Below are 26,218 nucleotides of genomic sequence, written 5' to 3'. Positions count from 1 at the left end.
CCGTCAGGTGCCGTCCCGTCCGGCCCGTCGGCGGACCGGTCTCAGTCCCGGCATTCCCGGCATCCCCGGCAGGACCCCGACCCCGCCCGGCTCGTCCACGCCCCCTCAGTGCTCGTGGGTGACGCCGCCCCCGGCGGCGCCGGGGGTGGCGGGGGTGCCGGACTTCCCGGTGGTTCCGTGTGATCCGTGCGGATGGTGCGGCTCGTAGCCCGGGATCGTGCCGTCCGGCTTCTTCACCAGGAACAGGCCCACCATCCCCATGTCGGAGTGGCTCTGCACATGGCAGTGGTACATCCACGCGCCGGCGCCCACCCCCTCCCCCGCGATCACCTGGAAGCCGAAGGAGTCGGCCGGGCCGACGATCTTGTTGTCGATGACCTGACTGGGGTCGTCCGGGCCGGTCAGCATGCCGGTGCGGTTGTCGGCCCAGCGGTGTCCGTGCATGTGGAAGGTGTGGTAGTACTCGCCGTGCGTGAGCACCACGAACTCGACGCGGTCGCCCACCGTGGCCTCGAAGTCGGGCCCCGTGTGGGCCGGCCTGTTGTTGATCGTCATGTCGTTGAAGACGATCGTGTGGGTCGCGTCGGGCAGGACGTCCCCCTTGCGCCGGACGATCACGGGACCGTACAGGCCCTTGCGGATGCCGCCGGTGCCGTGTTCCGTGCCGACGACGTGATCGTGGTAGTGCCAGTAGCCGGCGCTGCCCGCGCGCCAGGTGCCGTCCGCACGGCGTCCGGGGGCGTGGGTGCGCCAGGTGTAGGTGCGGGTGCCGCCGGGTTCGACGTGGCTGCGGTTCAGCGTCGTCCCGTCGCTGGAGGTCTCGTAGTCGAGGCCGTGGACGTGCAGGCTCGCCGCCACGTCCAGGGTGTTCTCGAACTCGATGTGGAGGGTGTCGCCCTCGGTGACTTCGATCAGCGGCCCCGGGATGGAGGCCTTGCCCTTCTCGAAGCCGTAGCCGAGTTGCCCGTCGGGGAGCTTCTCGGCATACAGCTTCAGATGTCTCACCACGCCTCCGGGAGGGGCCGTTCGCTCCGGTGCGTCGACACTGACCGCCTCGGGCGCCAGGGACAACGATGTCGCGACCGTCGCGCCGCCCAGCAGCACCCGTCGGTTGAAACTGCGTCTGTCCATACGGAACTCCCCACCCGGGTAAGGAAGTTGACAAGGATCATGCGGAGGCGTACCTGTGATGAACCTGTGCGACGGTACCGGCCGTTCCGCCGTTCATCCACACTCAGGACAAAGTTCGTGCCATTGCGGTCATAGGTATTGGCGACCGCGGCGAAGGGGTCTAGCTTCTTGGCGCTGTCGCCGTGACCGAGGAGGTGCCCGTGCGCTTACGAGGGTGGAGCACGAACAGCGCGACGAGGACGACGAGCGCGAGAAGTACACCGAGGGCGAGAAACACGACCAGACGGGTCTGGGTGACCGGTGTGACCGCCGGGGCCGTCGCCGCCGGACTGCTGTCCGGCCCGGCCGCGAGCGCGCGCCCCACCCCGGAACCGCCCCTGACAACGATGTCGATAAAGTCGCCGCCGGGCGGTGCCGACGTACGGGTGCTGGTCTTCCACGGGTCGGCGGCGGCCGGGGAGGAATCGCCGGTGGTCAACGCCGGGATCGAGGCGATCGAACGGATCGGCCTGTCCGGCCCGGCGGACCAGCGCTTCGCGATCGAGGCCACCGACGACGCCTCCGTCTTCACCAGTGAGGCCGAGCTGAGCGGTTACAACGCCGTCGTCTTCCTGACCGGCGGCGGCGACGTCCTCGATCCGGAACAGGAGGCGGGCCTGGAGGCCTACATGGAGGCCGGCGGCGGATTCGTCGGCATCCACGACGCGGCCCGCGCGGAGCCGTACTCGGACTGGTTCACCGGCCTGATCGGCGCCCGCCCCGCCGCCTCGAGCCCGACGGCGGCGCAGCGGGCCACCGTCGAGGTCGGCGACCGGCTGCATCCGGCCACCCGGGGTCTGCCGGTCGAGTGGAAGCGCCCCGACCGGTGGCCGAACTGGGTGCGCAATCCGTCCGGTTCGGTGCACACCGTCGCCCGGGTGCGCGAGTCGACGTACCAGCCGGGGGCGGGCGCCAACGGCTGGGACCACCCCATCAGCTGGTGCCGCGACTACGACGGCGGCCGCTCCTTCTACACGGGGATGGGCGGCACGGTGTCGTCGTACGACGAGACGGACTTCCGGACGCATCTGCGCGGCGCGCTGCTGTGGACGACTCGGCTGGTGCAGGCCGACTGCAAGGCCACCATCACCGGCAACTACAAGGCCGAGCGCCTCACCCAGCCCAACCAGCCGGGGCAGAACGACCAGATCGGTGAACCGCACGGCCTGGTCACCGCCCCCGACGGCCGGGTGTTCTACATCGGCCGCGGCGGCGCCGACTCCTCCCAGCCGGTGATCACCGACTGGAACAACCCGGACGTCGGCAAGGGCAAGGGCCAGATCCACGTCTACGACCCGAAGACCCGCAAGGTCACCCTGGCCGGCGAGCTGACGGTCTTCGGCAACAAGGGCGGCGGCGACGAGCTGGTCAAGGTGGAGGAAGGTCTCCTCGGCATCGAACTCGACCCGCGCTTCGAGCAGAACGGCTGGATCTACCTCCATTACACACCCCACGCCCGGGTCGACCGCGAGACGCGGATGGCCGAGCGGCGCGTCTCCCGCTTCACGCTGGACCAGGCCACGAACAGGCTGGACCCGAACAGCGAGAAGGTGCTGCTGAAGTGGCCGGTGCAGGTGCACAGCTGCTGCCACGCGGGCGGCGGGATGGCCTGGGACTCCGGGGGCAACCTGTACATCGCGACCGGTGACAACAACTCCAGCGGCTTCAGCGGTGGTTACTCCGGCAACAACCCCCAGCCGAACTACAAGGGCGTCTCCTTCGCCGACGCGCGCCGCACCGCCGGCAACACCAACAACCTCAACGGCAAGATCCTGCGCATCCACCCCGAACCCGACGGCACGTACACGCTGCCCGAAGGGAACCTCTTCACGGGCCGGGAGACCGACGAGGGCGGCGGCAAGACCCGCGGCGAGATCTACGTGATGGGCGTGCGCAACCCCGCGCGCATCTTCGTCGACCGGACCACCGACATCCTGTACGCGGGCTGGGTCGGCCCGGACGCGAGCGAGCCGTCGACGACCTGGGGACCGGCTAAGTACGACACGTTCGCCGTCATCACCGAGGCGGGCAACCGGGGCTGGCCCTACTGCATGGGCAACGAGCAGCCCTACCGTGACCGCAACCTGCCGGACCCCTCGCGGCCGCTGGGCTGGTACGACTGCGACCACCCGAGGAACGAGTCCCCCAACAACGACGGACTCGTCGACCTGCCGCCGGTGACCGGCAACAACATCTGGTACTCGCCCCAGGGCGGCGCCCCCGACTACCCGCGTGACGCGAGCGGCGTCCCCTCGTACAAGAAGGAGGAGGCCACCTACCGGCTGCCGTGGCTCAAGGGCGGCGGGCAGGCCGCGATGAACGGACCCGTCTACCGCTACGACGCCACGAGCGCGAGCGCCGCCAAGTGGCCGGCGTACTGGGACGGCAAGTGGTTCGTCGGCGACTTCTACGACGCCGACCAGCCGCGCAACGCGGTCCTGATGAACCCGGCCACCCAGGGCGACGGCGGTCTGCCCGTCCACTCGGAGTCGCTGAAGCGGATCGTGCCGGTCGGCAACGACGGCATCAAGAACCTCATGGACTGGAAGTTCGGTCCCGACGGCGCCCTGTACCTCCTCGACTACGGCCGCGGCTTCTTCACCTCCGACGCCAAGTCGGCGCTGTGGCGGGTCACTTACACGGGCGGCGGACCCACGCCCGCCGCCGGCCACCTGGTGGGGGGAGCCCGGTGATGCGGCAACGAGGAGTCCTGGCGGCCCTGCTGGCCGCGCTGCTGACGGTGCTGGGGCTGCAGGCGGTGCCCGCGGCCGGCCAGGCCGAACCGTCGTCCGGGCGGGCCGCCGCCCAGGTCCTCACCTGGACCGCCGGCGACGACATCACGAAGTACACCTCGGCGCCCGCGACGGCGGTGGCGGGACCGGCGACGATCGTCTTCGAGAACAGCGAGGCGACCGGCAACACCACCGGGATGCCGCACACGCTGACGTTCGTGACGTCCGATCCCGAGTTCAACGGCGACGTCGAGCTGAACATCCTCGCCAACCCGGGCGACGACCAGGGCGGCCGCCACACCGCGGAGGTCACGCTCACTCCGGGCCGCTACTTCTACCACTGCACGATCCCCGGCCACGGCCAGATGCAGGGCATCCTCGTGGTGACCGATGGCAGCGGTGAGGACACGACGCCGCCGCAGACGTCGGCTCGGGTGAACGGGACGCAGAACACGCAGGGCGAGTACGTGGGGTCGGCGAGCGTCGAGATCGCGGCGACGGACGACGACGGCGGGTCGGGGGTCGACAGGATCCAGTATGCGGTCGGCGCCACCGGCGACTGGATCCCGTACACCGCACCGGTCGTCGTCGACCAGCTCGGCCGCCACACGTACCGCTACCGGGCGTTCGACAAGGCCGGCAACGTGTCGGCGGAGAAGAGCGTCGAGTTCACCGTGGTTCCGCCGCCCTCGGACGACGTCACACCGCCGGAGACGTCGGCGACGGTGAGCGGTGAGCAGAACGCCGACGGGACGTACGTCGACATGGCCACCGTCACCGTGACGGCCTCCGACACGGGGTCCGGCGTCGACCGCATACAGTACGCGGTCGGCTCGACGGGCGACTGGATCCCATACACGGCCCCCGTCATGGTCCACCGACCCGGCACCCACACCCTCCGTTACCGCGCCGTCGACAAGGCCGGCAACGTCTCCCCCGAGAGGACCGTCACCTTCACCATCGTCTCGGCGCCCCCGCAGGACACCACTCCCCCGGTCACGGGCGCGACCGTCGACGGCACACGCAACTCCGCCGGGGCGTACGTCGGCAGCGCGCGGGTGACCGTCGGCGCGACCGACCACGGCGGTTCGGGTGTGGCCGGCATCGAGTACTCGCTCGACGGTGGACCGTACATCGCATACACCGCCCCCGTGGTCGTCGACCGTGTCGGCACACACACGGTGGCCTACCGGGCGAGCGACAAGGCGGGCAACACCTCCGCGGCGCTCAGTGTCATGTTCTCGGTGGTGGCCGGTGGCGGGGTGCCCGCGCCCACCTGCCCCGAGTGGGACGAGCGGTTGACGGTGATCGTCGGCACGGTCGACACGGGCGTGCCGAACCGGGTGACGAACAACCGCTGCCGGATCAACGAGCTGATCGAGGACGAGAGGGAGTGGACGTCCCACGCGCTCTTCCTCAAGCACGTGAAGTCGGTCCTGGACCGGCTGTTCCGGGACGGGGTCGTCGACGAGCGGGAGTACGACGCCGTCCTCGAGGCGGCCCGCGCCTCCGGCATCGGCAAGCCGGGCCAGACCGAGGGCTACCGCACGATCCTCGACGGCAGCGCGGAGTCCTTCGCGCAGTGGGAGCAGACCGGCGGCGGATCGTTCGCGCTGAACGCCGACGGATCGATCACCTCCGGCACGACGAGACCGGGACTCGGCATGCTGTGGTTCCCGCAGCGCAAGTACGGCGACTTCTCCCTCAGGCTCCAGTGGCGTGACGACGCTCCGGGCACCGCCAACGCCAACTCCGGTGTCTTCGTGCGCTTCCCGTGGATCCACGGTCATCCCGAGGAGCCGCGTCCGGAGTGGGTCGCCATCAAGTACGGGCACGAGGTGCAGGTGCTGGACCGCCCGGACGGCGACATGTACAAGACGGGCTCGGTCTACGGCTTCGACCGGGTGGGGCTCGCCGGCGCCGGCGTCACCCAGAAGGGCACCTGGAACGACTACGAGATCCGCGTGGTCGACCAGCACTACTCGGTGTACCGCAACGGCGTGCTGATCAACGAGTTCGACAACATCGGCGGCCTGGCGTTCTCCCCGCCGCGCGCGGACGACCCGGGCACGGACGGGCGGCGGTTCGCCTCCGGTTACGTCGGGCTCCAGGTGCACGGCACGACGGACGTGGTGTCGTACCGCGACATCCGGATCAAGGAGCTGTAGCGGTCGCGGGAGGTGCGACGGAGCGAGGGGCCGCGGCGGTTCACGGTGCCGCAGGCGGCTCCTTGCGCGCACGGCTCGGCTGTACCCGCCTGGGTTCGCCCGGCATCTTCGGATACTCGGGCGGGTACGGCAGATCACCGAGCCCGTGGTCGCGTTCGTCCTTGGCGGCCAGCTCCAGCAGCGCCTCGAGGGAGTGGGCGTGGTCGTCCATGCCGGCGTGGACGTCGCCGAGCTCGGCGTAGCGGGCCGGCATCGTCGCGATGTCGAAGTCGCGGGGCCGGGCGACGCCGACCTCCTCCCAGCGCAGGGGGGCGGAGACCGGGGCGTGCGGGCGGGGGCGTACGGAGTAGGCGGAGGCGATGGTGCGGTCGCGGGCGGTCTGGTTGTAGTCGATGAAGATGCGCTCGCCGCGTTCCTCCTTCCACCACTTGATGGTCACGTGCCGCGGCATGCGGCGTTCCATCTCCCGGCCGACGGCGATGGCGGCGCGCCGGACCTGGGTGAAGGTCCAGCGCGGCTCGATCGGCACGAAGACGTGCAGGCCTCGACCGCCGGAGGTCTTGGGCCAGCCGCGCAGGCCGCCGAACTCGTCGAGGACGGCGCGCAGTTCGTGGGCGGCGCGGACGGCGTCGTCGTAGTCGGTGCCGGGCTGGGGGTCGAGGTCGATGCGCAGCTCGTCGGGGTGGTCGACGTCGTCGCGGCGGACCGGCCAAGGGTGGAAGGTGAGGGTGCCGTACTGGGCGGCCCACAGGACGGCGGCCTGCTCGGTGGGGCACATCTCGTCGGCGGTGCGGCCGCTGGGGAAGGTGATGTGGGCGGTCGGGATCCAGTCGGGCATGCTCTTGGGGGCCCGCTTCTGGAAGAAGGACTCGCCGGTGACGCCGTCCGGGTAGCGCTCCAGGGTGGTGGGGCGGTTGCGCAGGGCGCGCAGGATCCCGGGGGCGACCGTCTGGTAGTACCGGGCGAGGTCGAGCTTGGTGAATCCGCGCTCCGGGAAGAAGATCTTGTCCGGGCTGGACAGCCGTACGGTCCGGCCGCCCGCCTCCAGTTCCACCGCATCACCCATGCCGGCCACGGTAGGCGTACCTCCCAGACCTCGCACGCCGGGCGTTCCGGGCGTCGCGGGCGCAGAATCGGACCATGGACCTGCCGGTGATGCCTCCCGTGAAGCCGATGCTCGCCAAGTCGGTGGCGGCCATCCCGCCGGGCATGCAGTACGAGGCGAAGTGGGACGGGTTCCGGGCGATCGTGTTCCGCGACGGGACCGAGGTCGAGCTGGGCAGCCGTACGGGGAAGCCGCTGACCAGGTACTTTCCCGAGCTGGTGATGGCGGTCCGGGAGCGTCTGCCCGCGCGGTGCGTGCTGGACGGGGAGATCGTGATCGCGCGGGAGGGACGGCTGGACTTCGACGCGCTGACCGAGCGCATCCATCCGGCGGACTCCCGGGTGCGCACGCTCGCGGAGCGCACTCCGGCGTCGTTCGTCGCCTTCGACCTGCTGGCGCTGGCGAACGAGTCGCTGCTGGACGTGCCGCAGAGCGACCGGCGGGCGCTGCTGGCCAGGGCGCTGACCGATGTGACACCGCCCGTGCACCTGGCGCCGGCGACCACGGACATCGAGGTGGCGCGGCAGTGGTTCGAGGAGTACGAGGGCGCGGGCCTGGACGGGGTGGTCGCCAAGCCGCTCACGCTGCCGTACCTCCAGGACGAGCGCGCCATGTTCAAGGTCAAGCACGAGCGCACGGCGGACGTGGTGGTGGCCGGCTACCGCCTGCACAAGAGCGGTCCGGTGGTCGGCTCGCTGCTGCTGGGCCTGTACGACGACCGGGGCGCCCTCCAGCACGTCGGGGTGTCCGCCGCGTTCTCCATGAAGCGCCGGGCGGAGCTGGTGGAGGAGCTGGAGCCGCTGCGGCTGGAGGACGCCGAGGGGCATCCCTGGGCCGCCTGGTCGGACGAGACCGCCCACGAGACGGCCCGGCTGCCGGGCGCGCCGAGCCGCTGGTCGGGCAAGAAGGACCTGTCCTGGGTGCCGCTGCGGCCCGAGCGGGTGGCGGAGGTGGCGTACGACCACATGGAGAACGGGGCGCGTTTCCGGCACACGGCCCGCTTCCGCCGCTGGCGCCCGGACCGCACGGCGGAGAGCTGCACGTACGCGCAACTGGAGGAGCCGGTGCGCTACGACCTCACGGAGATCCTGGGCGCGCCGCCCCGGACGCCGCCGTCCGGCGCCTGACACCCGAGGCGACCGGCACCTGACGACCCGCGGCTTCCCGTGCCCGGCCGGCCTACGGCGTCATGAGGATCTTCACGGCGCCGTCCCGCTTCTGCTGGAACATCTCGTACGCCTTCGGCGCGTCCGACAGCGGCACCCGGTGGGTGGCGAAGTCGTCGACGCCGAGGACGTCCTCGTCGGTGAGGTACGGGATGATGTCGTCGGTCCAGCGGCGCACGTTGGCCTGGCCCATGCGGATCTGGAGCTGCTTGTCGAACATGGTGAGCATGGGCAGCGGATCGGCCATGCCGCCGTAGACACCGACCAGGGAGAGGGTGCCGCCGCGGCGCACCAGCTCGATGGCGGTGTGCAGGGCGGCGAGCCGGTCCACGCTGAACCGCTCGGCGAGGGGGCCGCTCAGCTTGCGGGGCAGCAGGGCGGAGGCGTTCTGCACGAGGCGGGCGGCCGCGCTGCCGTGGGCCTCGGTGCCGACGGCGTCGATCACGGCGTCGGGGCCGCGGCCGTCGGTCTCGTCGCGGATCGCGGCGACCAGTTCCTTCTCGCTGTCGAAGTTCCTGAGGTCGAACGTCTCCACGCCCCGCGCGCGGGCCCGGCGCAGCCGGTCGCCGACCAGGTCGACGCCGAACACCCTTCCGGCGCCGCGCACCTGGGCGACGCGGCAGGCCATGTCGCCGATGGGGCCGAGGCCGAGCACGGCGACGCTGCCGCCCTCGGGGATGTCGGCGTAGGCGACAGCCTGCCAGGCGGTGGGCAGGACGTCGGAGAGGTAGACGAAGCGGTCGTCGGGCGGCCCCTCGGGGACCTTGATGGGGCCGAACTGGGCCTGCGGGACGCGCAGGTACTCGGCCTGACCGCCGGGCACCGCGCCGTACAGGCGGGTGTAGCCGAACAGGGCGGCGCCCATGCCCTCGCCGACGACCTGGGTGGTCTCGCACTGGGTGGGCAGGGCGTTCAGGCACATCCAGCAGGTGCCGCAGGCGATCTGGAACGGCACCACGACCCGGTCGCCCGCCCTGAGGTCGGGCACGCCGGGGCCGACCTCCTCGACGATGCCCATGGGCTCGTGTCCGAGGATGTCGCCCGGGGTCATGAACGGGGTGAGCACCTCGTAGAGGTGCAGGTCGGAGCCGCACAGTCCGGTGGACGTGACGCGGATGACGGCGTCCGTCGGTTCCTGGATCGCCGGGTCCGGCACGGTCTCCACCCGTACGTCCCGCTTCCCCTGCCAGGTCACTGCCTTCATCGTGCCGCGCTCCCTCCACCGAGTTCGGGGTCCCGCCGTGCCGGGGGGCCTGGCCCACCTGGGTCGCCGCCCGGGTACCCGGCGGTCCGGTCCCCGAACCGCCGCCCGCGCGCCGCGACTCGGACGATCCGGCCCCACCTCCCGCGAACGGTCAGAAGCGTTCACGTATGGCCACCGAAGAACCGATAAGCGCACAATCAAGTCACGGAACGGGGTGGCGACCATGGACGTGGCAACCAGCGACACGGCGTCGAGAGGCGGCGCGCCGAACGACACGCCGACGAACCGCGCGGTGACGAACGGCGCGGCGACGAACGGCGCGGTGACGAACGGCGCGGCGACGGTGAGCGCGCCGACGACGGGCACGGCCACGACAGGCACGCCGACGGAAGGCACGGCTTCGCCGGACGCTGCGGCAACGCCGGACGAGGCAGCAACGGAACCGTCGCACAGGACCGGCGCGACGAGGACGGCCGCGACCGCGGACGCGAGACGCGGACCGCGCCGCGGAGGCGCCGCGGAGGCGGGCACGGGAACGGGTACGGAACCCGGCACGGTCCGCAGGCGCACCCCGCCGGCCGGTACGGAACCGCGCACGCGCCGCAGACCCACCACGCCCACCGGTACGGAACCCGGAGCCTGCCGTGGACGCACCACGCCCACCGGTACGGAACCCGGCGCGCGCCGCAGACGCACCACCCCCACCGGTACGCAACGCGGCAGGCGCCGCCGCCCCGCCCGGGCTGCCAGGCCGGCCGTCGCCGTGGTGGCGCTCCTGGCCTGTCTGGCGGCGGGCTGCACCACGGGAGGCGGTCCGGCCGACGACAGGGGTGGGGCGGACCGCGAGCCGAGCCGCAGCGACGGCCCGCGTCCCGCCGCCGGTCCGGTCCTCGCCGTGAAGATCGACAACGCCCGCCCGGCCCGGCCGCACACCGGCCTGAACGCCGCGGACATCGTGTACGTCGAGCCGGTCGAGGGCGGTCTGAGCCGGCTGATGGCGGTGTACGCGACGACACTCCCGGAGGTCGTCGGGCCGGTACGCAGCGCCCGCGAGTCCGACCTGGAGCTGCTGCGCCAGTTCGACCGGCCGGTGCTGGCCTTCTCCGGCGCGCAGGGCAGGCTGCTGCCGCTGATCGACGGGGCGCCGCTGGAGGCGGCCACGCCCGGCGCGGCGAACGGCGCCTACCACCGCGACCGGGACCGTCCCGCGCCCCACAACCTGTACCTGCGTCCCGAACGGGTCCTGCCCTCCGCACCGGGCGCGGCGGCGCTGACGACCGGCTTCCGTCACGGGGCGGCGCCCGCCGGAGGCACCCCGGAGACCTCGCGGACCGTGCGCTACCCGGCGGCCCGCTTCACCTTCACCTGGTCCGAGGAACGGCGGCGCTGGCTGGTGTCGACGGACGGCACGCCGGCCGTGACGACCGACGCGGGACCGGTGGCGCCGGCGACGGTGGTCGTGCAGTACGTCAAGGTGCGCACGTCGGACTTCCGCGACTACCTCGGCAACCACACGCCGTACACCGAGACGGTGGGCTCGGGCCGGGCGGAGGTGCTGCGTGACGGGCGCGCCTACGACGTCACCTGGAAGCGGCCGAAGGCGACGGACGGCACGGAGTTCACCACCCGGGACGGAGGGCGCGTCGCCTTCGCCGAGGGCCAGGTGTGGGTCGTGCTGGCGAAGGCGTGAGGCAGGGCCGGCGAGGGGGTGCCGGTCAGGAGGGCGTGACGAGGGGTTCCGCGGGGTGGCGCAGCCCCTCGGCCGCGTCCGCGACCCGCCGGATGAGGTCGAAGAACACGGTCTGCTCCTCGGCGGAGAGCGGGGCCAGGAAGACCTGGTTCATGCGGGCGGTGCGCACGCCGAGCCTGCGGTGGGTGCGCAGCCCTTCGTCGGTGAGGCGCAGCAGGAAGCGGCGGCCGTCCTGCGGGTCGCGGACCTTGTCGAGCAGTCCGCGCCGGCCCAGCCGGCTGATCACCTCGGCGATGGTGGACCGGTCCAGGCCGACCCGCTCGCCCACCGTGCGCTGGTCCAGGCCGGGTTCGGCGACGAGCGCGTTCAGCACCGCGAACTGCGGTGAGGTGATCTCCTCGGACACCATCGTGTTCCACAGCAGGTAGTGCGCCTGCTGCAGCCGTCGGGCGAGGTGCCCGGGGTGGGTGGAGAGGTCCACCGCGGCCATGTGCGCTCCCGAGGTCGTCTTCGCCGGTGTGCCGATCGTCTTCGCCGGTGCCCGGAACATTCGTTGGTGCACTGAACGATACCCGTCAACGCCGCGACTGTCTCCCGGCTGGGAACATGAACTGACCTCGTCTTTCTGCAGGGTCTTGACGCCTCGCTCCCCCGGTGGCAGCGTGAAGGACACCTCGCTGAAATAATCAGTGCGCTGATTAATCACTGGCCTGAGCGCTCGAACGGATGGGGCTTCACGGATGGACAAGGTGGTCGCCACGGCCCAGGAGGCCGTGGCCGATGTGCCGGACGGCGCGTCGCTCGCGGTCGGCGGCTTCGGTCTGAGCGGTGTGCCGAACGTACTGATCCAGGCGTTGTACGAGCGCGGGGTCGGCGGCCTGGGCGTCGTCTCCAACAACTGCGGGGCGATGGAGTCGGGTCTCGCGGTGCTGCTCGCGGCCGGGCGGATCGCCCGGGTGACCGGCTCGTACATCGGGGCGAACAAGGAGTTCGCGCGCCAGTACCTGGCGGGCGAGCTCGAGGTCGAGATGATCCCGCAGGGCACCCTCGCCGAGCGGCTGCGGGCCGGCGGCGCCGGGATCCCCGCCTTCTACACCCCGGCCGGGGTGGGCACCCAGGTCGCCGACGGCGGGCTGCCCTGGCGCTACGACGGCGAGGGCGGTGTCGCGCTGGCCTCGCCCCCGAAGGAGGTACGGGAGTTCGACGGCACCGAGTACGTGCTGGAGCGCGGCATCCGCACCGACTTCGCCCTGGTCCGCGCGGTGAAGGGGGACCGGCACGGGAACCTGGTGTTCAACAAGTCCTCCCGGAACTTCAACCCGCTCGCCGCGATGGCCGGCCGGGTGACGATCGCGGAGGTGGAGGAGCTGGTGGAACCCGGCGCGATCGACCCGGACGCGGTGCACCTCCCCGGCATCTTCGTGCAGCGGGTGGTGGCCCTGACGCCCGAGCAGGCGGCCGACAAGAAGATCGAGCAGCGGACGGTGAGCAGCTGATGGCCTGGACGCGTGAACAGATGGCCGAGCGCGCCGCGCGCGAGCTCGAGGACGGGAGTTACGTCAACCTCGGCATCGGTCTGCCGACCCTGATCCCCAACTACCTCCCCGCCGACGTCGAAGTGGTCCTGGAGAGCGAGAACGGCATCCTCGGCACCGGCCCGTACCCGGCCGAGGACGCCGTCGACCCCGACCTGATCAACGCCGGCAAGGAGACCGTCACGGTCCTGCCGGGCGCCTCCTTCTTCGACTCCGCGCTGTCCTTCTCCATGATCCGCGGCGGGCACATCGACGTCGCCGTGCTGGGCGCCATGCAGGTGTCCGCCCGGGGCGACCTGGCCAACTGGGCCATCCCCGGAAAGCTGATCACCGGCATCGGCGGGGCGATGGACCTCGTCCACGGCGCCCGCACGGTCATCGTGGTGATGACCCACACCGCCAAGGACGGCAGCCCGAAGATCCTCTCCGAGTGCGCGCTGCCGCTCACCGGCAAGGCGTGCGTGAACCGGATCATCACCGACCTCGGCGTCCTCGACGTCACACCCGACGGCCTGGTCCTCGTCGAGACCGCGCCCGGCGTGGACGTCGACGAGGTCATCGCGAAGACCGACGCCGAACTGACCATCGCGGAGGGTGTCTCGTGAACCCCGTGTACATCGTGGACGCGGTCCGCACCCCGATCGGCCGCTACAACGGCGCTCTGGCGGGCGTGCGCCCGGACGACCTGGCCGCCCACGCCGTCCGGGAACTCCTCGCCCGCACACCGGAGCTGGACCCGTCCCGCGTCGAGGACGTCTGCTTCGGCAACGCCAACGGCGCCGGCGAGGAGAACCGCAACGTAGGCCGCATGGCCGCGCTTCTGGCCGGACTGCCCACCTCCGTGCCGGGCGTCACCGTCAACCGGCTGTGCGCCTCCGGCCTGGAGGCCGTGATCCAGGCGGCCCGTGCCATCGCCGTCGGCGACGCCTCGATCGCCGTGGCCGGCGGTGTGGAGTCGATGACCCGCGCGCCGTACGTGCTGCCCAAGTCCGACCGGCCGTTCCCGGCGGGGCACACGGAGCTGTACTCGACCACCCTCGGCTGGCGCATGGTCAACCCGAGGATGGACCCGCAGTGGACGATCCCGCTGGGCGAGTCGGCCGAACTCATCGCCGAGAAGCACGGCATCAGCCGTGAGCAGCAGGACGAGTTCGCGCTCGCCTCCCACCGGAAGGCGGCCGGGGCGCAGGCCGGGGGCCTGTTCGACGCCGAGCTCGTCCCGGTGCCGATCCCGCAGCGCAAGGACGACCCGGTGGTCCTCGCGGCCGACGAGAGCGTACGGGCGGACGCCTCACTGGAGGCGATGGCCAGGCTGAAGCCGTCCTTCCGCACGGAGAACGGCACGGTGACGGCCGGGAACGCCTCGCCCCTCAACGACGGCGCGGCGGCCCTGCTGCTCGTCGACGAGGAGGGCCTGAGGGCCACCGGCCGCGAACCGCTCGCCCGTGTGTCGGCCACCGGCGTCTCGGCGATCGACCCGCAGTACTTCGGGCTGGCCCCCGTGGAGGCGGTCGACCGCGCACTCGCCAAGGCCGGCAAGGGCTTCGACGACCTGTCGGTGCTGGAGCTGAACGAGGCCTTCGCCGCCCAGGTGCTGGGCTGTGTGGCCGAGTGGCCCGAGTTCGACCCCGGGATCCTCAACCCGCAGGGCGGCGCCATCGCCCTCGGCCACCCGCTCGGCGCCTCCGGTGCCCGCCTCGCCGGCACGGTCGCCCACCAGCTCGCCCGCCGGGGCTCCGGCGTCGGCGTCGCCACCCTCTGCATCGGCGTGGGCCAGGGCCTCGCCCTCGTCCTCGAACGCTAGGCGCCCGCCGGGAAAACCGCGCGGACCCGGGGTCCCGTGGTGCGGCCGCCCGCGCCCGCGCGGCGTCCCCGCACCACGACACGGTCCCCACACCACGACACGGTCCCCGCGCCCCGCACGGGGCGCGGCACCACCCCAGACTTCGACGAAGACGTCAGGACACCCAGGAATCCCCCATGACCCTCACCCAGCACGACATCGACGTGGAGATCGCGGCCGAGCGCGCCGCGTACGAGAAGCGGATCGCCGACGGCGCCCCCGTCGAGCACCACCCGCGCCGCGACTACGCCCCCTACCGCTCCTCCGTGCTGCGCCACCCGAAGCAGCCGCCGATCGCGATCGACGTGAGCAAGGACCCGGAGCTGGTGGAGCTGTCCTCCCCCGCCTTCGGCGAGCGGGACATCACCGAGATCGACAACGACCTCACCAAGCAGCACCACGGCGAGCCGATCGGCGAGCGCATCACCGTCTCCGGCCGCCTCCTGGACCGTGACGGCCGCCCGGTCCGCGGCCAGCTGATCGAGATCTGGCAGGCCAACTCGGCCGGCCGGTACGCCCATCAGCGCGAGCAGCACGACGCCCCGCTGGACCCGAACTTCACCGGCGTCGGCCGCACCCTCACGGACGACAGCGGCTTCTACCGCTTCACCACCATCCAGCCCGGCCCCTACCCGTGGCGTCAGCACGTCAACGCCTGGCGGCCGGCCCACATCCACTTCTCCCTCTTCGGCACGGCCTTCACCCAGCGGCTCGTGACGCAGATGTACTTCCCGAGCGACCCGCTGTTCCCGTACGACCCGATCATCCAGTCGGTGACGGACGACGCGGCCCGGCAGCGACTCGTCGCCTCCTACGACCACAGCCTGTCGGTGCCGGAGTTCTCCATGGGCTACCACTGGGACATCGTGCTCGACGGACCGAACGCCACCTGGATCGAAGAGGGACGCTGACCCGCCATGACGAAGATCGACACCAGCCGTCCGGAAACCGTGCTGCCCACCCCGTCGCACACGGTCGGCCCCTTCTACGGCCACGCCCTGCCCTTCCCCGGCGGCGGCGACATCGCCCCCGTCGGCCACCCGGACACCATCTCCGTGCAGGGCTACGTGTACGACGGCGAGGGCAACCCGCTGCCGGACGCCTTCGTGGAGCTGTGGGGTCCCGACCCGGACGGCCGTCTGCCGCAGGTCGACGGCTCGATGCGACGCGACCCGGCGACCGGCGGGTTCCTCGGCCGCAACGGCGTGGAGTTCACGGGGTGGGGCCGCGTCCAGACGGACGCCAACGGCCATTGGTCCGCGCGCACGCTGCGCCCCGGCGCGCGCGGGCAGAGCGCCCCCTACCTCAGCGTGTGCGTCTTCGCACGCGGCCTGCTCGTACACCTGTTCACCCGCATCTACCTGCCCGGGGACACGGCCGCGCTCGCCGCGGACCCGCTGCTGTCCCGGCTCGACGAGGAGCGCCGCGCCACGCTGGTCGCCGCGGACGACGGCAGGGGCGCCTACCGTTTCGACATCCGTCTCCAGGGCGAGGGCGAGACGGTCTTCCTGGAGTTCCGGTGACCCCGCCGCCGTCACCCGGCGCTGCGCCCGGTGACCCGTCCGACGCCGGTCTGCTCGCCCCGGGGTGGGCCGGCTCCCCCGCCGCCGCCGCGACGAGCGACACGGCCTTCCTACGGGCGCTGCTCGACGCGGAGGCCGCGCTGACCCGCGCCCAGGCGTCACTGGGACTGGCCCCCGACGAGGCCGCGACGGCGGTCACCGAGGCGGCCGGCGCGGACGCCTTCGACGCCGCGTCCCTGGCGCAGCGCGCCCGGGGCGGCGGAAACCCGGTGATCCCGCTGGTCGCGGATCTCACGCAGGCGGTCGGCGCGGAGTACGGGCCGTACGTCCACCGGGGCGCCACCAGCCAGGACATCATGGACACGGCGATCATGCTGGTCGCCGCGCGCACCCTGGACCTGGTCCTGGCCGACCTCGACCGCACCCAGCACGCACTGGCGCGCCGCGCGGCCGAGCACCGGGACACGCCGATGCCGGGGCGCACGCTCACCCAGCACGCCGTCCCGACGACCTTCGGGCTGAAGGCCGCCGGGTGGCGGTCGCTGGTGCTGGACGCCCGGGACCGGGTGACGGCCGTGCGGGACGCGCTGCCCGCCCAACTCGGGGGCGCGGCAGGCACGTTGGCGGCCTTCACGGCGTACGGCGCCGAGGACGCGACCGCGCTGCCCGCCGCCTACGCCCGTCAGCTCGGCCTGCGGGCCCCGCGGTTGCCGTGGCACACCCTGCGCACGCCGATCGCCGACCTCGCCGGCTGCCTGGCCTTCACGGCCGGGGCACTGGGGAAGATGGCGGTCGACGTCCTCACCCTCGCCCGCACCGAGATCGCCGAGGTGGCGGAGGGCAGCGGGGGCGGATCGTCGGCCATGCCGCACAAGGCGAACCCCGTGCGGTCCACGCTGATCGCGGCCGCCGCCCGGCGGGCCCCGCAGCTCGCGGCCACGCTGTACGGGGCGCTGGCGGCGGAGGACGAGCGGCCGGCCGGCGCGTGGCACGCCGAGTGGGAGCCGCTGCGCGACCTGCTGCGGCTGACCGGCGGAGCCGCCCGGGACGCCGCCGAACTGGCGGAGGAGCTGCGGGTGCGGCCGGACGCCATGCGCGCGCACCTCGGCCTCACCCACGGGCTGATCGTCTCCGAGCGGCTCTCCGCCGAGCTGTCGGCCGTGCTCGGCCGCGCCCGCGCCAAGGAGCTCCTCACGCGGCTCGCGCCGCGCACCTACGCCGAAGGCCGCTCCCTCGCCGAACTGCTCGCGGAGGAGCCCGAGGTGAAGGACGTCGACCTCGGCGACCTCACCGACCCCGCCCGTTACACCGGCTCCGCCGGAGCCCTCACCGACCGTGCGCTGGAGCGACGTTGACCGAGAAGATCCTCAACCACCGCGCCGAGGGCCCGGCTTCCGCTCCCCCGCTGCTGCTCGGCCCGTCCCTGGGGACGTCGTACGCCCTGTGGGACAAGGTCGCGCCCGAGCTGTCCCTCACGCACCGGGTGGTCCGCTGGGACCTTCCGGGCCACGGGGGCTCCGCGGCCGGGCTGATCGGTCCCGGCGCCACCGTCGGCGACCTGGCCGGCCTGGTGCTGGCGCTCGCCGACTCCCTCGGCCTGGAGCGGTTCGCGTACGCCGGGGTGTCGCTCGGCGGGGCGGTCGGACTGCATCTCGCGCTGCACCACCCCGAGCGGGTGTCGTCGCTGGCGGTGATCTGCTCGTCGGCCCACTTCAACGGGGCCGGGCCGTGGCAGGAACGGGCCGCGCTGGTGCGGCGCGAGGGGCTGGCCGGGCTGGCGGAGAGCGCGAACGCCCGCTGGTTCACGCCCGGCTTCACCGTTCCGCGGCTGGTCGCCGACCACCGCGATGCCGACCCGCAGGCGTATGCCGCCTGCTGCGACGCGCTCGCCGCGTACGACCTGCGGGAGCGGCTGCCCGAGATCGCCGCGCCCACCCTGCTGGTCGCCGGCCGCGAGGACCCGGCGACGCCGCCCGCGCATCTGCGGGAGATCGCGGACGCGGTGCCGGGCGCCGGGCTCGTGGAGATCCCGGGCGCCTCGCACCTGGCGCCCGCGGAGCGGCCGGAGGCCGTGCTGACGGCCCTGCGCGCCCACTTCGACGGGGGCGCGAAGCGGGGCATGGAGGTACGGCGGCAGGTGCTCGGCGACGCGCACGTGGACCGGGCGCAGGCGCGGCAGACCCCTTTCACCGCCCGCTTCCAGGACTTCATCTCGCGCTACGCCTGGGGCGAGATCTGGACCGACCCGACCCTCAGCCGCCGCGAACGCAGCATGATCACGCTGACCGCGCTGGTCGCGCACGGCCACTACGACGAGCTGGCCATGCATGTGCGGGCGGCCCGGCGCAACGGGCTCTCCCCGGAGGAGATCGGCGCCGTCCTGCTCCAGACGGCCGTCTACTGCGGGGTCCCGGCGGCGAACTCGGCGTTCGCGACGGCCCAGCGGGTGCTGGCCGAGGAGGACGGAACCACCTGAGGTGCCCTGCGGGCCACAGGCCCGGCGTGGGCCCGCGCGACTTCCCGCCGCGTGGGCCCACGCCGGGCCACGCCCACCGTCGCCCCCTCAGGTCCCGACCGGCACACCACCTATGAACCGGTGCACCCCGGCCGCCTCTCACTCGCCCACAGCAAGGTGCCGCGCCGCGCCGTCACGGGCGCGACCCGCGACGGCGCGCCGGTCGTACGGGACGCCCGCACCGGACCCGCGGCCCGGCATTCGGCCGCAGACGACACGGCGGCTTACCGGCTCCCCGGCCCTGGGCCTCGGGCATACACCACCCACCGAACGGTCGGCCGACCGACGCCGAACGCACGCGCAGGTTCTCGATGGCGCATCGACCGTCGCGGGCGCCTCCCGCGACGGCGCACCCGTCCTACTGGACGCCCTCAGCGGGCCCGCGGCCCGGCGTTCGGCCGCAGGCGACACGGCGGCGTACCGGCAGACCCGCAACCGAGCCGCCGCGGGACGTCCGCCACCCGCCGACCGGGCGTCGCCGAACACGCGCAGGTTCTCGCTGGCACACCAGCCGTCACGGGCGCGACCCGCGACCGGCGCTCCGGTCGTACCCGACGCCCGAACCGGGCCCGCGGCCCGGCGTTCGGCCGCAGAGGACGCGGCAGGGTGCCGACACACCCGCATCCGAGCCGCCGCCCGACGGCCGGCCGGTCGTCTCCAACGCGCGCGCAGGTTTTCGGTCACCTGCCGGCCGTCACGGGCGCGACCGGCAGGACCGGCGCGCCGGTCGTACCCACGCCCGCGCCGGGCGCGCGTTCGCCGGGGTCGGCCCGTCAGTCTCGTCCCCGTGCCTGGCCCGGCACGCGGCCCACCTGTGGGGCGCCCAGGCCGTCCAGTGCCTGTCGGGCGCGGGCGGCCAGGGCGTCGGCGCCGCAGGAACGTGCCAGGGTCAGGCCGCGGTTGAGTTCGGCCACCGAGCGGGCGGCGATGCCGTGCTCGATGCGGGCGGCCGCGTGTTCGTACTGGCAGGGCGAGGACTCCAGGTAGGCGACCGCCTGGGCGGTGAGCCGCACGGCGCGCTGGCCGGTCTCCAGGGCGGCGGCGCAGCGCAGGGCCTCGCCGATGGCGGTGTCGGTGCCGAAGCGCTCGGCCTGACGGCGGGCGTCGGAGGCGAGACGGGCCGCGCGGGCCGGGTCGTCGGCGGCGAGGGCCCGGGCCAGGTCGGCCGCCCAGGGCACCATCACCGGGTTGAGGTGGCCGCGGACGGCCGCCGCCTTCCCGGCCTCCTCCAGCTCGTTGACGCCCTCCTGGGTGCGGCCGACGGCGAGCAGCAGGCGGCCGCGCACCGAGCGGGGGTCGGGCAGCACGATCGTGGAGGGGTAGGGCGGGCCGAAGCCGTGCTCCTCGGCGATCCGCCAGGCCTCGTCGACGTGGCCGCGGGCGAGCAGCGTGTCGATGAGGTTGCAGGTCGCGGACCAGTACAGGGGCAGGCCGCGGCCGACGCGTTCGGCGATGCCCAGCGCCTGCCGCAGGGATTCCTCCGCCTCCTTCAGCCGGCCCCGGCGGCGCAGGCCCAGGCCGACGTAGGCGTGGGCCAGGGCGAGATGGCCGCCGCTCCAGCCGGCGGACTCGTAGGCGCGCAGGGCCTCGTTGAAGAGGGCTTCGGCGCGGTCGAGCCGGTCGGTGTAGACGTAGGAGCTGGCCAGCATCATGGGCAGCTCGATGCCCCATTCGGTGTCGGTCCAGCCGAGGCCGGGGGCGAGGCGGCCGTTGACGAGGGCGCGGTCGCACAGTTCGACGACGATCTCCGCGTTCTCGCCGTGCGTCATGGCGTCGAATCCGCGCAGGACGAGCAGGGCGCGCTCGGCGTTGTCCCGTCCGGTGCAGGTGGAGGCGAGGGCGGCGAGTTTCTCCGAGCGGCGCGGTGACGTGCTCTCCCCGGCGTGGATGCCCTCCCACATGAACTGCACGGCCTGCAGCCGCATCCGCGCCGGCCCCGCCGGCTGGCGGGCGGCCTCCGCCTCGACGGTGCGGACGGCCTCCTCCAGCTGGTCGTTGTGGAGGAGCGCCTGGGAGAGGCGGTAGACGGCGTCGACGCGCTGGCCTCCGGCGAGGCCGGGCAGGGCGAGCGCCTCCCGCAGGTGGCCGATGGTCCGGGCGGGCGCGGTGAGGAGGGTGGCGCAGCCGAGTTCGTACAGCACGTGGGCGTGGGCGTCCGGGCTGGGCGGCTCCTGCAGGGCGCGCTCCAGGCAGCGGCGGGCGGCGTCGGGCGCGCCGACGGCGACGTGTTCGCGGGCGGCCTCACGGAGCTGCTCGACGAGTTCCTCGTCGTCGTCCGGGTGGACCTGGAGGAGGTGGCGGGAGGCGGCCGCGACGCCCCGGCCGGCGTCCAGGACGACCTTCGCGGCGATGCCGTGCATCGCCCGGCACAGGCCGTCGGGGATGGAGTCGTAGACGGCGCTGGCGATCAGCGGGTGGACGAACTCCAGTCCGCCGCCTTCGGCGACGGGACCCACCGCGGGGTCGGGGTGGGTGAGGATGCGCGCGTTGCGCAGCAGTTCGGCGCAGCGTTCCGCGTCCTCGCGGGCCATGCCGGCGAGGAGGGCGGCCTCGTCGACGGAGATGTCGGCGCCGAGGATGGCGGCGGCCATGGCGAACCGGGTGGCGTCGACGCCGAGTTCCTCGAGGCGGTCGACGAGTCCGCCGCCGCGGGCGGCGCGGTTCAGGGGGCGCAGTTCGGTGGCCGAGGCCTCGCTCGGCTCGAGTTCGCTGTCGCGGACCTTGGCGAGGAGTTCGACGGTCTCGTAGGGGTTGCCGCCGGTGACGGCCCACACCTCGCGGCAGAACGGGTCGTCGGCGTGGGCGCCGACGGTGGCGCGGGTGAGGCCGGCGACCGCGTCCGGGGTGAGGGCGCTGAGGCTGGTGACGGAGTGTCCGGCGGCGCGGGCGACGGCGTCGAGGTAGCGGGCGCTGGTCCCCTTGACGTCGGCGGGCCTGCGGGCGACGACGACCAGGACGGAGAGGTCGTCGAGGCGCTGGACGAAGGCGGCGAGCCAGCGCAGGGTCTCCTGGTCGGCCCAGTGCGCGTCGTCCACCAGCAGCACGAGCGGCCAGTCCCGCCGGGCCAGCCGGGCCACCGCGGCGACCAGGCCGTCGCACACGTTCTGCGGGTCGGCCTGCCGCTCGACGGGGTCCGCTATGCCGAGGGCGGGGCCGGCGATGTCGTACCAGTCGCCGAGGTACTCGCGGGCCTCCTCCGGGTGCAGGGACAGCAGCGCCGGCTGCAGCAACTGCCGTACCACGTTGAAGGGGACGGACCTGAGGGTCTCGCCGCCGCGGGCCGACCACACCGTGCAGCCCCGGGACTCGGCGATACGGCGTGTCTCGGCCAGCAGCGCGGTCTTGCCGAGTCCGGCCTCGCCGCGCAGCACGTGCACACGGCCCGAGGACGACCGGTCGGCGCAGAGTGTCTCCACCGCCCGCGCGATGGCGGCGATCTCCTCGTCGCGCTCCCACAGGGAAGCCGAGGCGGCCGCCGCCGGCCGTACCTCCGTCATCCCGCTACCTCCCCAAGTCGCCCGAACGACGTACAGACCTCGAGCGTAGCCCTCCGGGGGCCCGTGCGGAGTGTGGTCCGCCCAGCTGTTGCACCACCGGGTGACGCGGGGCGGGCCTCGACGCCCCGACGGGCCTGCGGGGGAGGAGCCTGAACGTCAACGGCGGGTGACGCGCCGCGAATTGACGCCGTTTCCGCGCCGGCCGGGCACGGGGTGCCGGGCCGGGCGGTGGCGCAAGCCCCCATCCCTCTCATACGACTTTCACCGACGCCTCATACGGTGGGGGCATGACGCAGGTGACTCCTCCCGGGTGGTACCCCGATCCCGGGCAGACAAGTGACGGTCCCGCCACCGAGCGCTGGTGGGACGGCGGGGCGTGGACGGACCGGACCCGCCCCGCGGCCTCGGCCGCCCCATGGGGTCCGCCGGCGCAGGGGCCGACCGCCGGGACCGGTCCGGCATACCCGGCGTATCCGGCATATCCGGGCCTTCCCACCTCGTCGGCGGGCACGGGCGGGCGGCGCGGGCTGCGCACCGGCATCGCCGTCGCGGCGGCCGCGGCGGTCCTCGCGAGCATCGGGTTCGGCGTGTACGCGCTGACCAAGGACGACGGCGGCTCCGGCGGGCAGGAGACGGCGCAGGGACCGGGCGGCCAGGACGGACCGGGCGACTCGGGAGGGCAGGACGGCGGCCAGGGCGGGCCGTTCGGCGACTCGGGCGGTTCCGGCGGTCCGGGCGGGTCCTCTCCCGCGCCGGACGAGTCCGAAGCGCCCGAGATCAAGAGCGGTGCGGTGACGGACGCGCTCAACGGGATCAGCATCCCCATCCCGGACGGCTGGACCGGGCAGGAGCTGAGCGTGGGCGCGCAGATCACCTCCGACTCGTCCTACAAGTGCCCCGGCGACACGTCGAAGACCTGCACCAAGGGGGGCGTGTACTCGGCGCCCGCGGAGGCGCTGGGCACCAAGGGGGACACGGCCGAGGAGGTCGCCAAGGCGGACATCGCGGCCAACGCGGAGGAGTCCTACGGCGGCAGCACCTACGGCGAGATCACCTCGCACCAGGTGATCGCCTCCAAGGCGGTCACCGTGGCCGGGCAGAAGGGCTACATGGTGCGCTGGAAGGCGGTCACCAGCAAGGGCGCCGACGGCTACGTCGAGTCGCTGGCCTTCCCGGCGCCCGCGGACACCGGACGGCTGGTGGTGCTGCGGTTCGGCGTCGACGCCGACCAGTCGGTGTCCGTCATCGACACCATCACCCGGGGCATCAAGGTGTCCACGGGCGGCGGCAGCGGACAGGACGTCTGACACCCGGCTGCCGCGCTCCGGCGGCCGTTCGCCGCGTGAACGGTCCGGCCGGGTGGGGCGCCCCTCCGCTCAAGGGGAACCCCACCCGGCCGGGGGGTGCGCGCCGCCCCCGTCCCCACGGTGCGGCGCGAGCAGGTCACCGTCCGGTCATCCCGCGGACGGCGGCCTGGGTCCTTCCTGGGTGAGGCCCAGAGCCGGCAGTACGGCGGCCTCCACGAAGCACACCAGGTAGTTCTCGTCGGCGTACGTGCCGTCCACGACGGGACGGGCGCGGACGACGCCGAACATCTGTGCCGGGATGTAATCCAGCGCCGGGTGGTCGGCCGGGATCTCACCGCGTTCGACACCGCGCCGCAGGATGTCCCGCAGAGCGGCGATCTCGGGCTCGACGAGCGCCTCGCGCAGCGCCCGGGCGAGCTCCTGGTCCTGGGTGACGGCGTGGCCGAGTGCCTGCAGCAGCTTGGTGTCCGTGATGGACCACCGGGCCGCGGCCCGCGCGGCCTCGCGCAGGTCGCCGGCGAGCGACCCGGTGTCGATGCCGGCGAGGCGCGAGCGGCGGCGGGAGCGCAGCGCGGCCACCACGAACTGCGGCTTGGTCTTCCACTGCCGGTACAGCGTGGACTTGCTGCACCGGGTGCTGAGGGCGACGCCCTCCATGGTGACGGACTCGTACCCGCACTCGCGGATCTGGTCGAGGACGGCGTCGAAGAACTCCTGCTCGCGCTCGGGCGTGAGCTTGGAGCGGCGCGAGGCGGTGACCGGCTCCGGTCCGTCCGCGGCCTGCGACGTCATCACTTCTTCCCCTCGTCGCGAGTGCACTGTCCGTGGGCCCGCCGGGGGCCCGACTCCAGTGTGTCCTATGTCAATCGATACGCCAGTGTACCGGTACTCGAACGTATCGGTACACTGCCGTATCGGTACGATATCGTATCGATGGCTGGGGACGGGTCACGGGCCCGTGCCGTGCCACCACGCGCACCACCGTCAATGAAGGGGCCGGGGGATGAATGCCCGCACCGAGCCTGCCGAAGCGGAGCCGGCCACACCGGTACGGCCGCCCATAGTCCGGGAGCTCCTGCTCGTCGCCGGACTCTTCCTCGTCTACAAGTTCGGCCGGCAGCTCGCCACGGGGCACACCGGCGAGGCCTTCCGCAACGCGCACCGCGTGTGGGACACCGAACGACTGCTCCGCCTCCCCGGTGAGGGCGCGGTGCAGTCCCTGCTGCTGCACGGCGACACCCTCGCCCGCGTCGCGAACACCTACTACGCGACCGTGCACTTCCCCGCCACCGCGGCCTTCCTGGTCTGGCTCTACCTGCGGCGCCCGACGCACTACGCATGGGCCCGCCGGACGCTGGCCGCCGTCACGGCCGCCGCCCTGGCGCTCCACCTCCTGTTCCCGCTCGCCCCGCCGCGCATGCTCACGGCGACCGGCCTGATCGACACCGCCCGGGTGTACGGGCCGTCCGTGTACGGGCCGCCGCAGACCGACCACCTGTCCAACCAGTTCGCGGCGATGCCCTCGCTGCACTTCGGCTGGGCGCTGATGCTGGCGGTCGGCCTGATCGCCGCGACCCGGTCGCGCCTGCGGTGGCTGTGGCTGCTGCACCCGCTGGTGACGCTGCTGGTGATCGTGGGGACGGCGAACCACTACTGGCTCGACGCCCTGGTGGCCGCGGCTCTGCTGGGCGCCGCCCTCGCGGTGGTCCGCGCGCCCCGGCGCACGACCGCCACGGCCGCGATCGGGGCGCCGCGGCGCGTACCGGCCGAGGAGCGGGTGCCGGTGGGGGCGGGCCGATGAGCGCCACGGTCCTCGCCGTCGCCCTGTCCCTGCTGTCGGCCGTCGCCTACGCGAGCGCGGCCGTCGCCCAGGAGAGGCTGGCCTCCCGCTCCCCGGGCCCGGGCCTGCTGCGGTTGCTCGGCAGCGGCGCCTGGTGGGCGTCCGTGGGACTGAACGGGGGCGCGGCGCTGCTGCACGTGGTGGCGCTCCGGTACGGTCCGCTCACCGTGGTGCAGCCGCTCGGCGCGCTGACGCTGGTCGCGGCGGTGCCGCTGGGCGCGCGGATCGCGGGGCGGCGGGTCGGCGCGGCGGAGTGGCGGGGCATCGCGTTCACTCTCGTCGGACTGGCCGCGCTGCTGGTCACGGCGTCCGGGCCGGCGCCCCGGGAGGTGCTGGGCGTGCCCGAGGCGGTGGCGGTGGCGGGTGCCACGGCCGCGCTGATCGGTCTTGTGGCCCGCCCCGGGACGCGGCCCGGGCTGCGGCACGCGACCGCGTCCGGGGTCGCCTCCGGTGTCGCCTCGGCGCTCACCCAGACCGTGACGGTGGCCGCCACCGACCGGTCGGGCTCGCCGTTCGGCGTGCAGGTGGTCGGGGTGGCGCTGCTGGTGGCCGCGTTCGCGACGGCCGGGCTGCTGCTGTCGCAGACCGCCTACCGGGACGGTCTCGGCGCCCCGCTCGCGGTGGTGACGCTGGCGAACCCGGTGGCCGCCGTGGTGATCGGCCTCGCACTGCTGGGCGAACGGCTCCAGGGCGGGGCGGCGGGCGTGCTGCTCGCGCTGGCGGGAGCGGGCCTCGCCGGCCGGGGCGTGGTGGTGCTGTCGCGGTCGGCGCCGGAGCCCGCCGCGGACCCCGCGCCGGTCGGCGAGGAGCATCCCGTGGCGGCGGTGCTGGCGCTCGGGGCGGAGGCGGCCTCCCCCGAACCCGCGCTGCTGCCCCGGCCGACACCCGGGCCGGGGCACCTCACACCCCTGTAGACCTCACGC

Annotated in this window: 20 protein-coding genes; 14 read left to right on the top strand and 6 right to left on the bottom strand. The window is 73.4% G+C overall.

Annotated elements, in window-relative coordinates:
• Positions 1-105: 105 nt before the first annotated feature.
• Positions 106-1,131 (bottom strand): multicopper oxidase domain-containing protein, encoded by a 1,026-nt coding sequence (locus ACIHAR_RS14800; protein ID WP_400019560.1) that lies wholly within the window; start codon positions 1,129-1,131, stop codon positions 106-108.
• Positions 1,132-1,433: 302 nt separating this feature from the next.
• Between ACIHAR_RS14800 and ACIHAR_RS14795 the strand changes: the two genes are divergently transcribed.
• Complete coding sequence (locus tag ACIHAR_RS14795) at positions 1,434-3,863, top strand: ThuA domain-containing protein (RefSeq protein ID WP_400019677.1); 2,430 nt, start codon at positions 1,434-1,436, stop codon at positions 3,861-3,863.
• Positions 3,863-6,070, top strand: coding sequence for an OmpL47-type beta-barrel domain-containing protein (locus tag ACIHAR_RS14790; RefSeq protein ID WP_400019559.1), 2,208 nt, complete (start codon positions 3,863-3,865; stop codon positions 6,068-6,070). Before ACIHAR_RS14795 ends, ACIHAR_RS14790 begins: the two co-directional genes overlap by 1 nt.
• 40 nt (positions 6,071-6,110) lie before the next feature.
• On the opposite strand, the gene ligD is transcribed toward ACIHAR_RS14790, so the two are convergent.
• Positions 6,111-7,136 (bottom strand): non-homologous end-joining DNA ligase, encoded by a 1,026-nt coding sequence (gene ligD, locus ACIHAR_RS14785; RefSeq protein ID WP_365458291.1) that lies wholly within the window; start codon positions 7,134-7,136, stop codon positions 6,111-6,113.
• A gap of 74 nt (positions 7,137-7,210) precedes the next feature.
• Here ligD and ACIHAR_RS14780 point away from each other — a divergent pair, with 74 nt between their 5' ends.
• Positions 7,211-8,302 carry an ATP-dependent DNA ligase gene (locus ACIHAR_RS14780; RefSeq protein WP_365458288.1) on the top strand — a complete coding sequence of 364 codons (1,092 nt, stop codon included), beginning with the start codon at positions 7,211-7,213 and terminating at the stop codon, positions 8,300-8,302.
• A gap of 52 nt (positions 8,303-8,354) precedes the next feature.
• Here the strand turns inward: ACIHAR_RS14780 and ACIHAR_RS14775 are convergent, their stop codons facing one another.
• Positions 8,355-9,545 carry a zinc-dependent alcohol dehydrogenase gene (locus ACIHAR_RS14775; RefSeq protein ID WP_365458285.1) on the bottom strand — a complete coding sequence of 397 codons (1,191 nt, stop codon included), beginning with the start codon at positions 9,543-9,545 and terminating at the stop codon, positions 8,355-8,357.
• Positions 9,546-10,308: 763 nt separating this feature from the next.
• Between ACIHAR_RS14775 and ACIHAR_RS14770 the strand changes: the two genes are divergently transcribed.
• Entirely contained in the window at positions 10,309-11,235 is a 927-nt protein-coding gene (locus tag ACIHAR_RS14770; RefSeq protein ID WP_400019675.1) for a DUF3048 domain-containing protein, read from the top strand.
• A gap of 25 nt (positions 11,236-11,260) precedes the next feature.
• Here the strand turns inward: ACIHAR_RS14770 and ACIHAR_RS14765 are convergent, their stop codons facing one another.
• On the bottom strand, positions 11,261-11,725 hold the full coding sequence (locus tag ACIHAR_RS14765; RefSeq protein ID WP_365458570.1) for a MarR family transcriptional regulator: 465 nt from the start codon (positions 11,723-11,725) through the stop codon (positions 11,261-11,263).
• 250 nt (positions 11,726-11,975) lie between these two features.
• On the opposite strand from ACIHAR_RS14765, the gene ACIHAR_RS14760 reads away from it, so the two are divergent.
• From ACIHAR_RS14760 to pcaD, 7 genes are all read left to right on the top strand, one after another.
• Entirely contained in the window at positions 11,976-12,731 is a 756-nt protein-coding gene (locus tag ACIHAR_RS14760; protein ID WP_365458279.1) for a CoA transferase subunit A, read from the top strand.
• On the top strand, positions 12,731-13,375 hold the full coding sequence (locus ACIHAR_RS14755) for a CoA transferase subunit B (protein WP_365458276.1): 645 nt from the start codon (positions 12,731-12,733) through the stop codon (positions 13,373-13,375). The genes ACIHAR_RS14760 and ACIHAR_RS14755 overlap by 1 nt, the downstream gene beginning before the upstream one ends.
• The gene (locus ACIHAR_RS14750) at positions 13,372-14,574 is read left to right on the top strand and encodes a thiolase family protein (protein WP_400019555.1); all 1,203 of its coding nucleotides are present in this window, start codon (positions 13,372-13,374) and stop codon (positions 14,572-14,574) included. Before ACIHAR_RS14755 ends, ACIHAR_RS14750 begins: the two co-directional genes overlap by 4 nt.
• A 176-nt stretch (positions 14,575-14,750) precedes the next feature.
• A complete protein-coding gene (gene pcaH, locus ACIHAR_RS14745; RefSeq protein ID WP_365458270.1) occupies positions 14,751-15,524 on the top strand; it encodes a protocatechuate 3,4-dioxygenase subunit beta in 774 nt (257 codons plus the stop codon).
• Between the two features lie 6 nt (positions 15,525-15,530).
• Entirely contained in the window at positions 15,531-16,136 is a 606-nt protein-coding gene (pcaG, locus tag ACIHAR_RS14740; protein ID WP_365458267.1) for a protocatechuate 3,4-dioxygenase subunit alpha, read from the top strand.
• On the top strand, positions 16,133-17,491 hold the full coding sequence (gene pcaB / locus ACIHAR_RS14735) for a 3-carboxy-cis,cis-muconate cycloisomerase (protein WP_400019552.1): 1,359 nt from the start codon (positions 16,133-16,135) through the stop codon (positions 17,489-17,491). The genes pcaG and pcaB overlap by 4 nt, the downstream gene beginning before the upstream one ends.
• Positions 17,488-18,612, top strand: a complete 1,125-nt coding sequence (gene pcaD, locus ACIHAR_RS14730; protein WP_365458261.1) for a 3-oxoadipate enol-lactonase — start codon at positions 17,488-17,490, stop codon at positions 18,610-18,612. The genes pcaB and pcaD overlap by 4 nt, the downstream gene beginning before the upstream one ends.
• 812 nt (positions 18,613-19,424) lie before the next feature.
• On the opposite strand, the gene ACIHAR_RS14725 is transcribed toward pcaD, so the two are convergent.
• On the bottom strand, positions 19,425-22,148 hold the full coding sequence (locus tag ACIHAR_RS14725) for an AAA family ATPase (RefSeq protein ID WP_365458258.1): 2,724 nt from the start codon (positions 22,146-22,148) through the stop codon (positions 19,425-19,427).
• A gap of 287 nt (positions 22,149-22,435) precedes the next feature.
• Between ACIHAR_RS14725 and ACIHAR_RS14720 the strand changes: the two genes are divergently transcribed.
• Positions 22,436-23,455: a DUF2510 domain-containing protein gene (locus ACIHAR_RS14720; RefSeq protein WP_400019549.1), complete on the top strand. Its 1,020-nt coding sequence runs from the start codon at positions 22,436-22,438 to the stop codon at positions 23,453-23,455.
• A 147-nt stretch (positions 23,456-23,602) separates the two neighbouring features.
• Here ACIHAR_RS14720 and ACIHAR_RS14715 read toward each other — a convergent pair whose 3' ends face one another.
• A complete protein-coding gene (locus ACIHAR_RS14715) occupies positions 23,603-24,247 on the bottom strand; it encodes a TetR-like C-terminal domain-containing protein (protein ID WP_400019547.1) in 645 nt (214 codons plus the stop codon).
• A gap of 211 nt (positions 24,248-24,458) precedes the next feature.
• Here ACIHAR_RS14715 and ACIHAR_RS14710 point away from each other — a divergent pair, with 211 nt between their 5' ends.
• Together ACIHAR_RS14710 and ACIHAR_RS14705 are read left to right on the top strand one after the other, a co-directional pair.
• Positions 24,459-25,256, top strand: coding sequence for a phosphatase PAP2 family protein (locus ACIHAR_RS14710; RefSeq protein WP_365458249.1), 798 nt, complete (start codon positions 24,459-24,461; stop codon positions 25,254-25,256).
• Positions 25,253-26,209 (top strand): hypothetical protein, encoded by a 957-nt coding sequence (locus ACIHAR_RS14705; protein ID WP_400019545.1) that lies wholly within the window; start codon positions 25,253-25,255, stop codon positions 26,207-26,209. The genes ACIHAR_RS14710 and ACIHAR_RS14705 overlap by 4 nt, the downstream gene beginning before the upstream one ends.
• The last annotated feature ends 9 nt before the right edge of the window (positions 26,210-26,218 follow it).

Origin of the sequence: Streptomyces sp. NPDC052016, from assembly GCF_044548445.1 — a bacterium.
Classification (GTDB): Bacteria; Actinomycetota; Actinomycetes; order Streptomycetales; family Streptomycetaceae; genus Streptomyces.
Note: the sequence above shows the minus strand (reverse complement) of the source record. Positions and strands in the feature narration are given on the sequence as shown.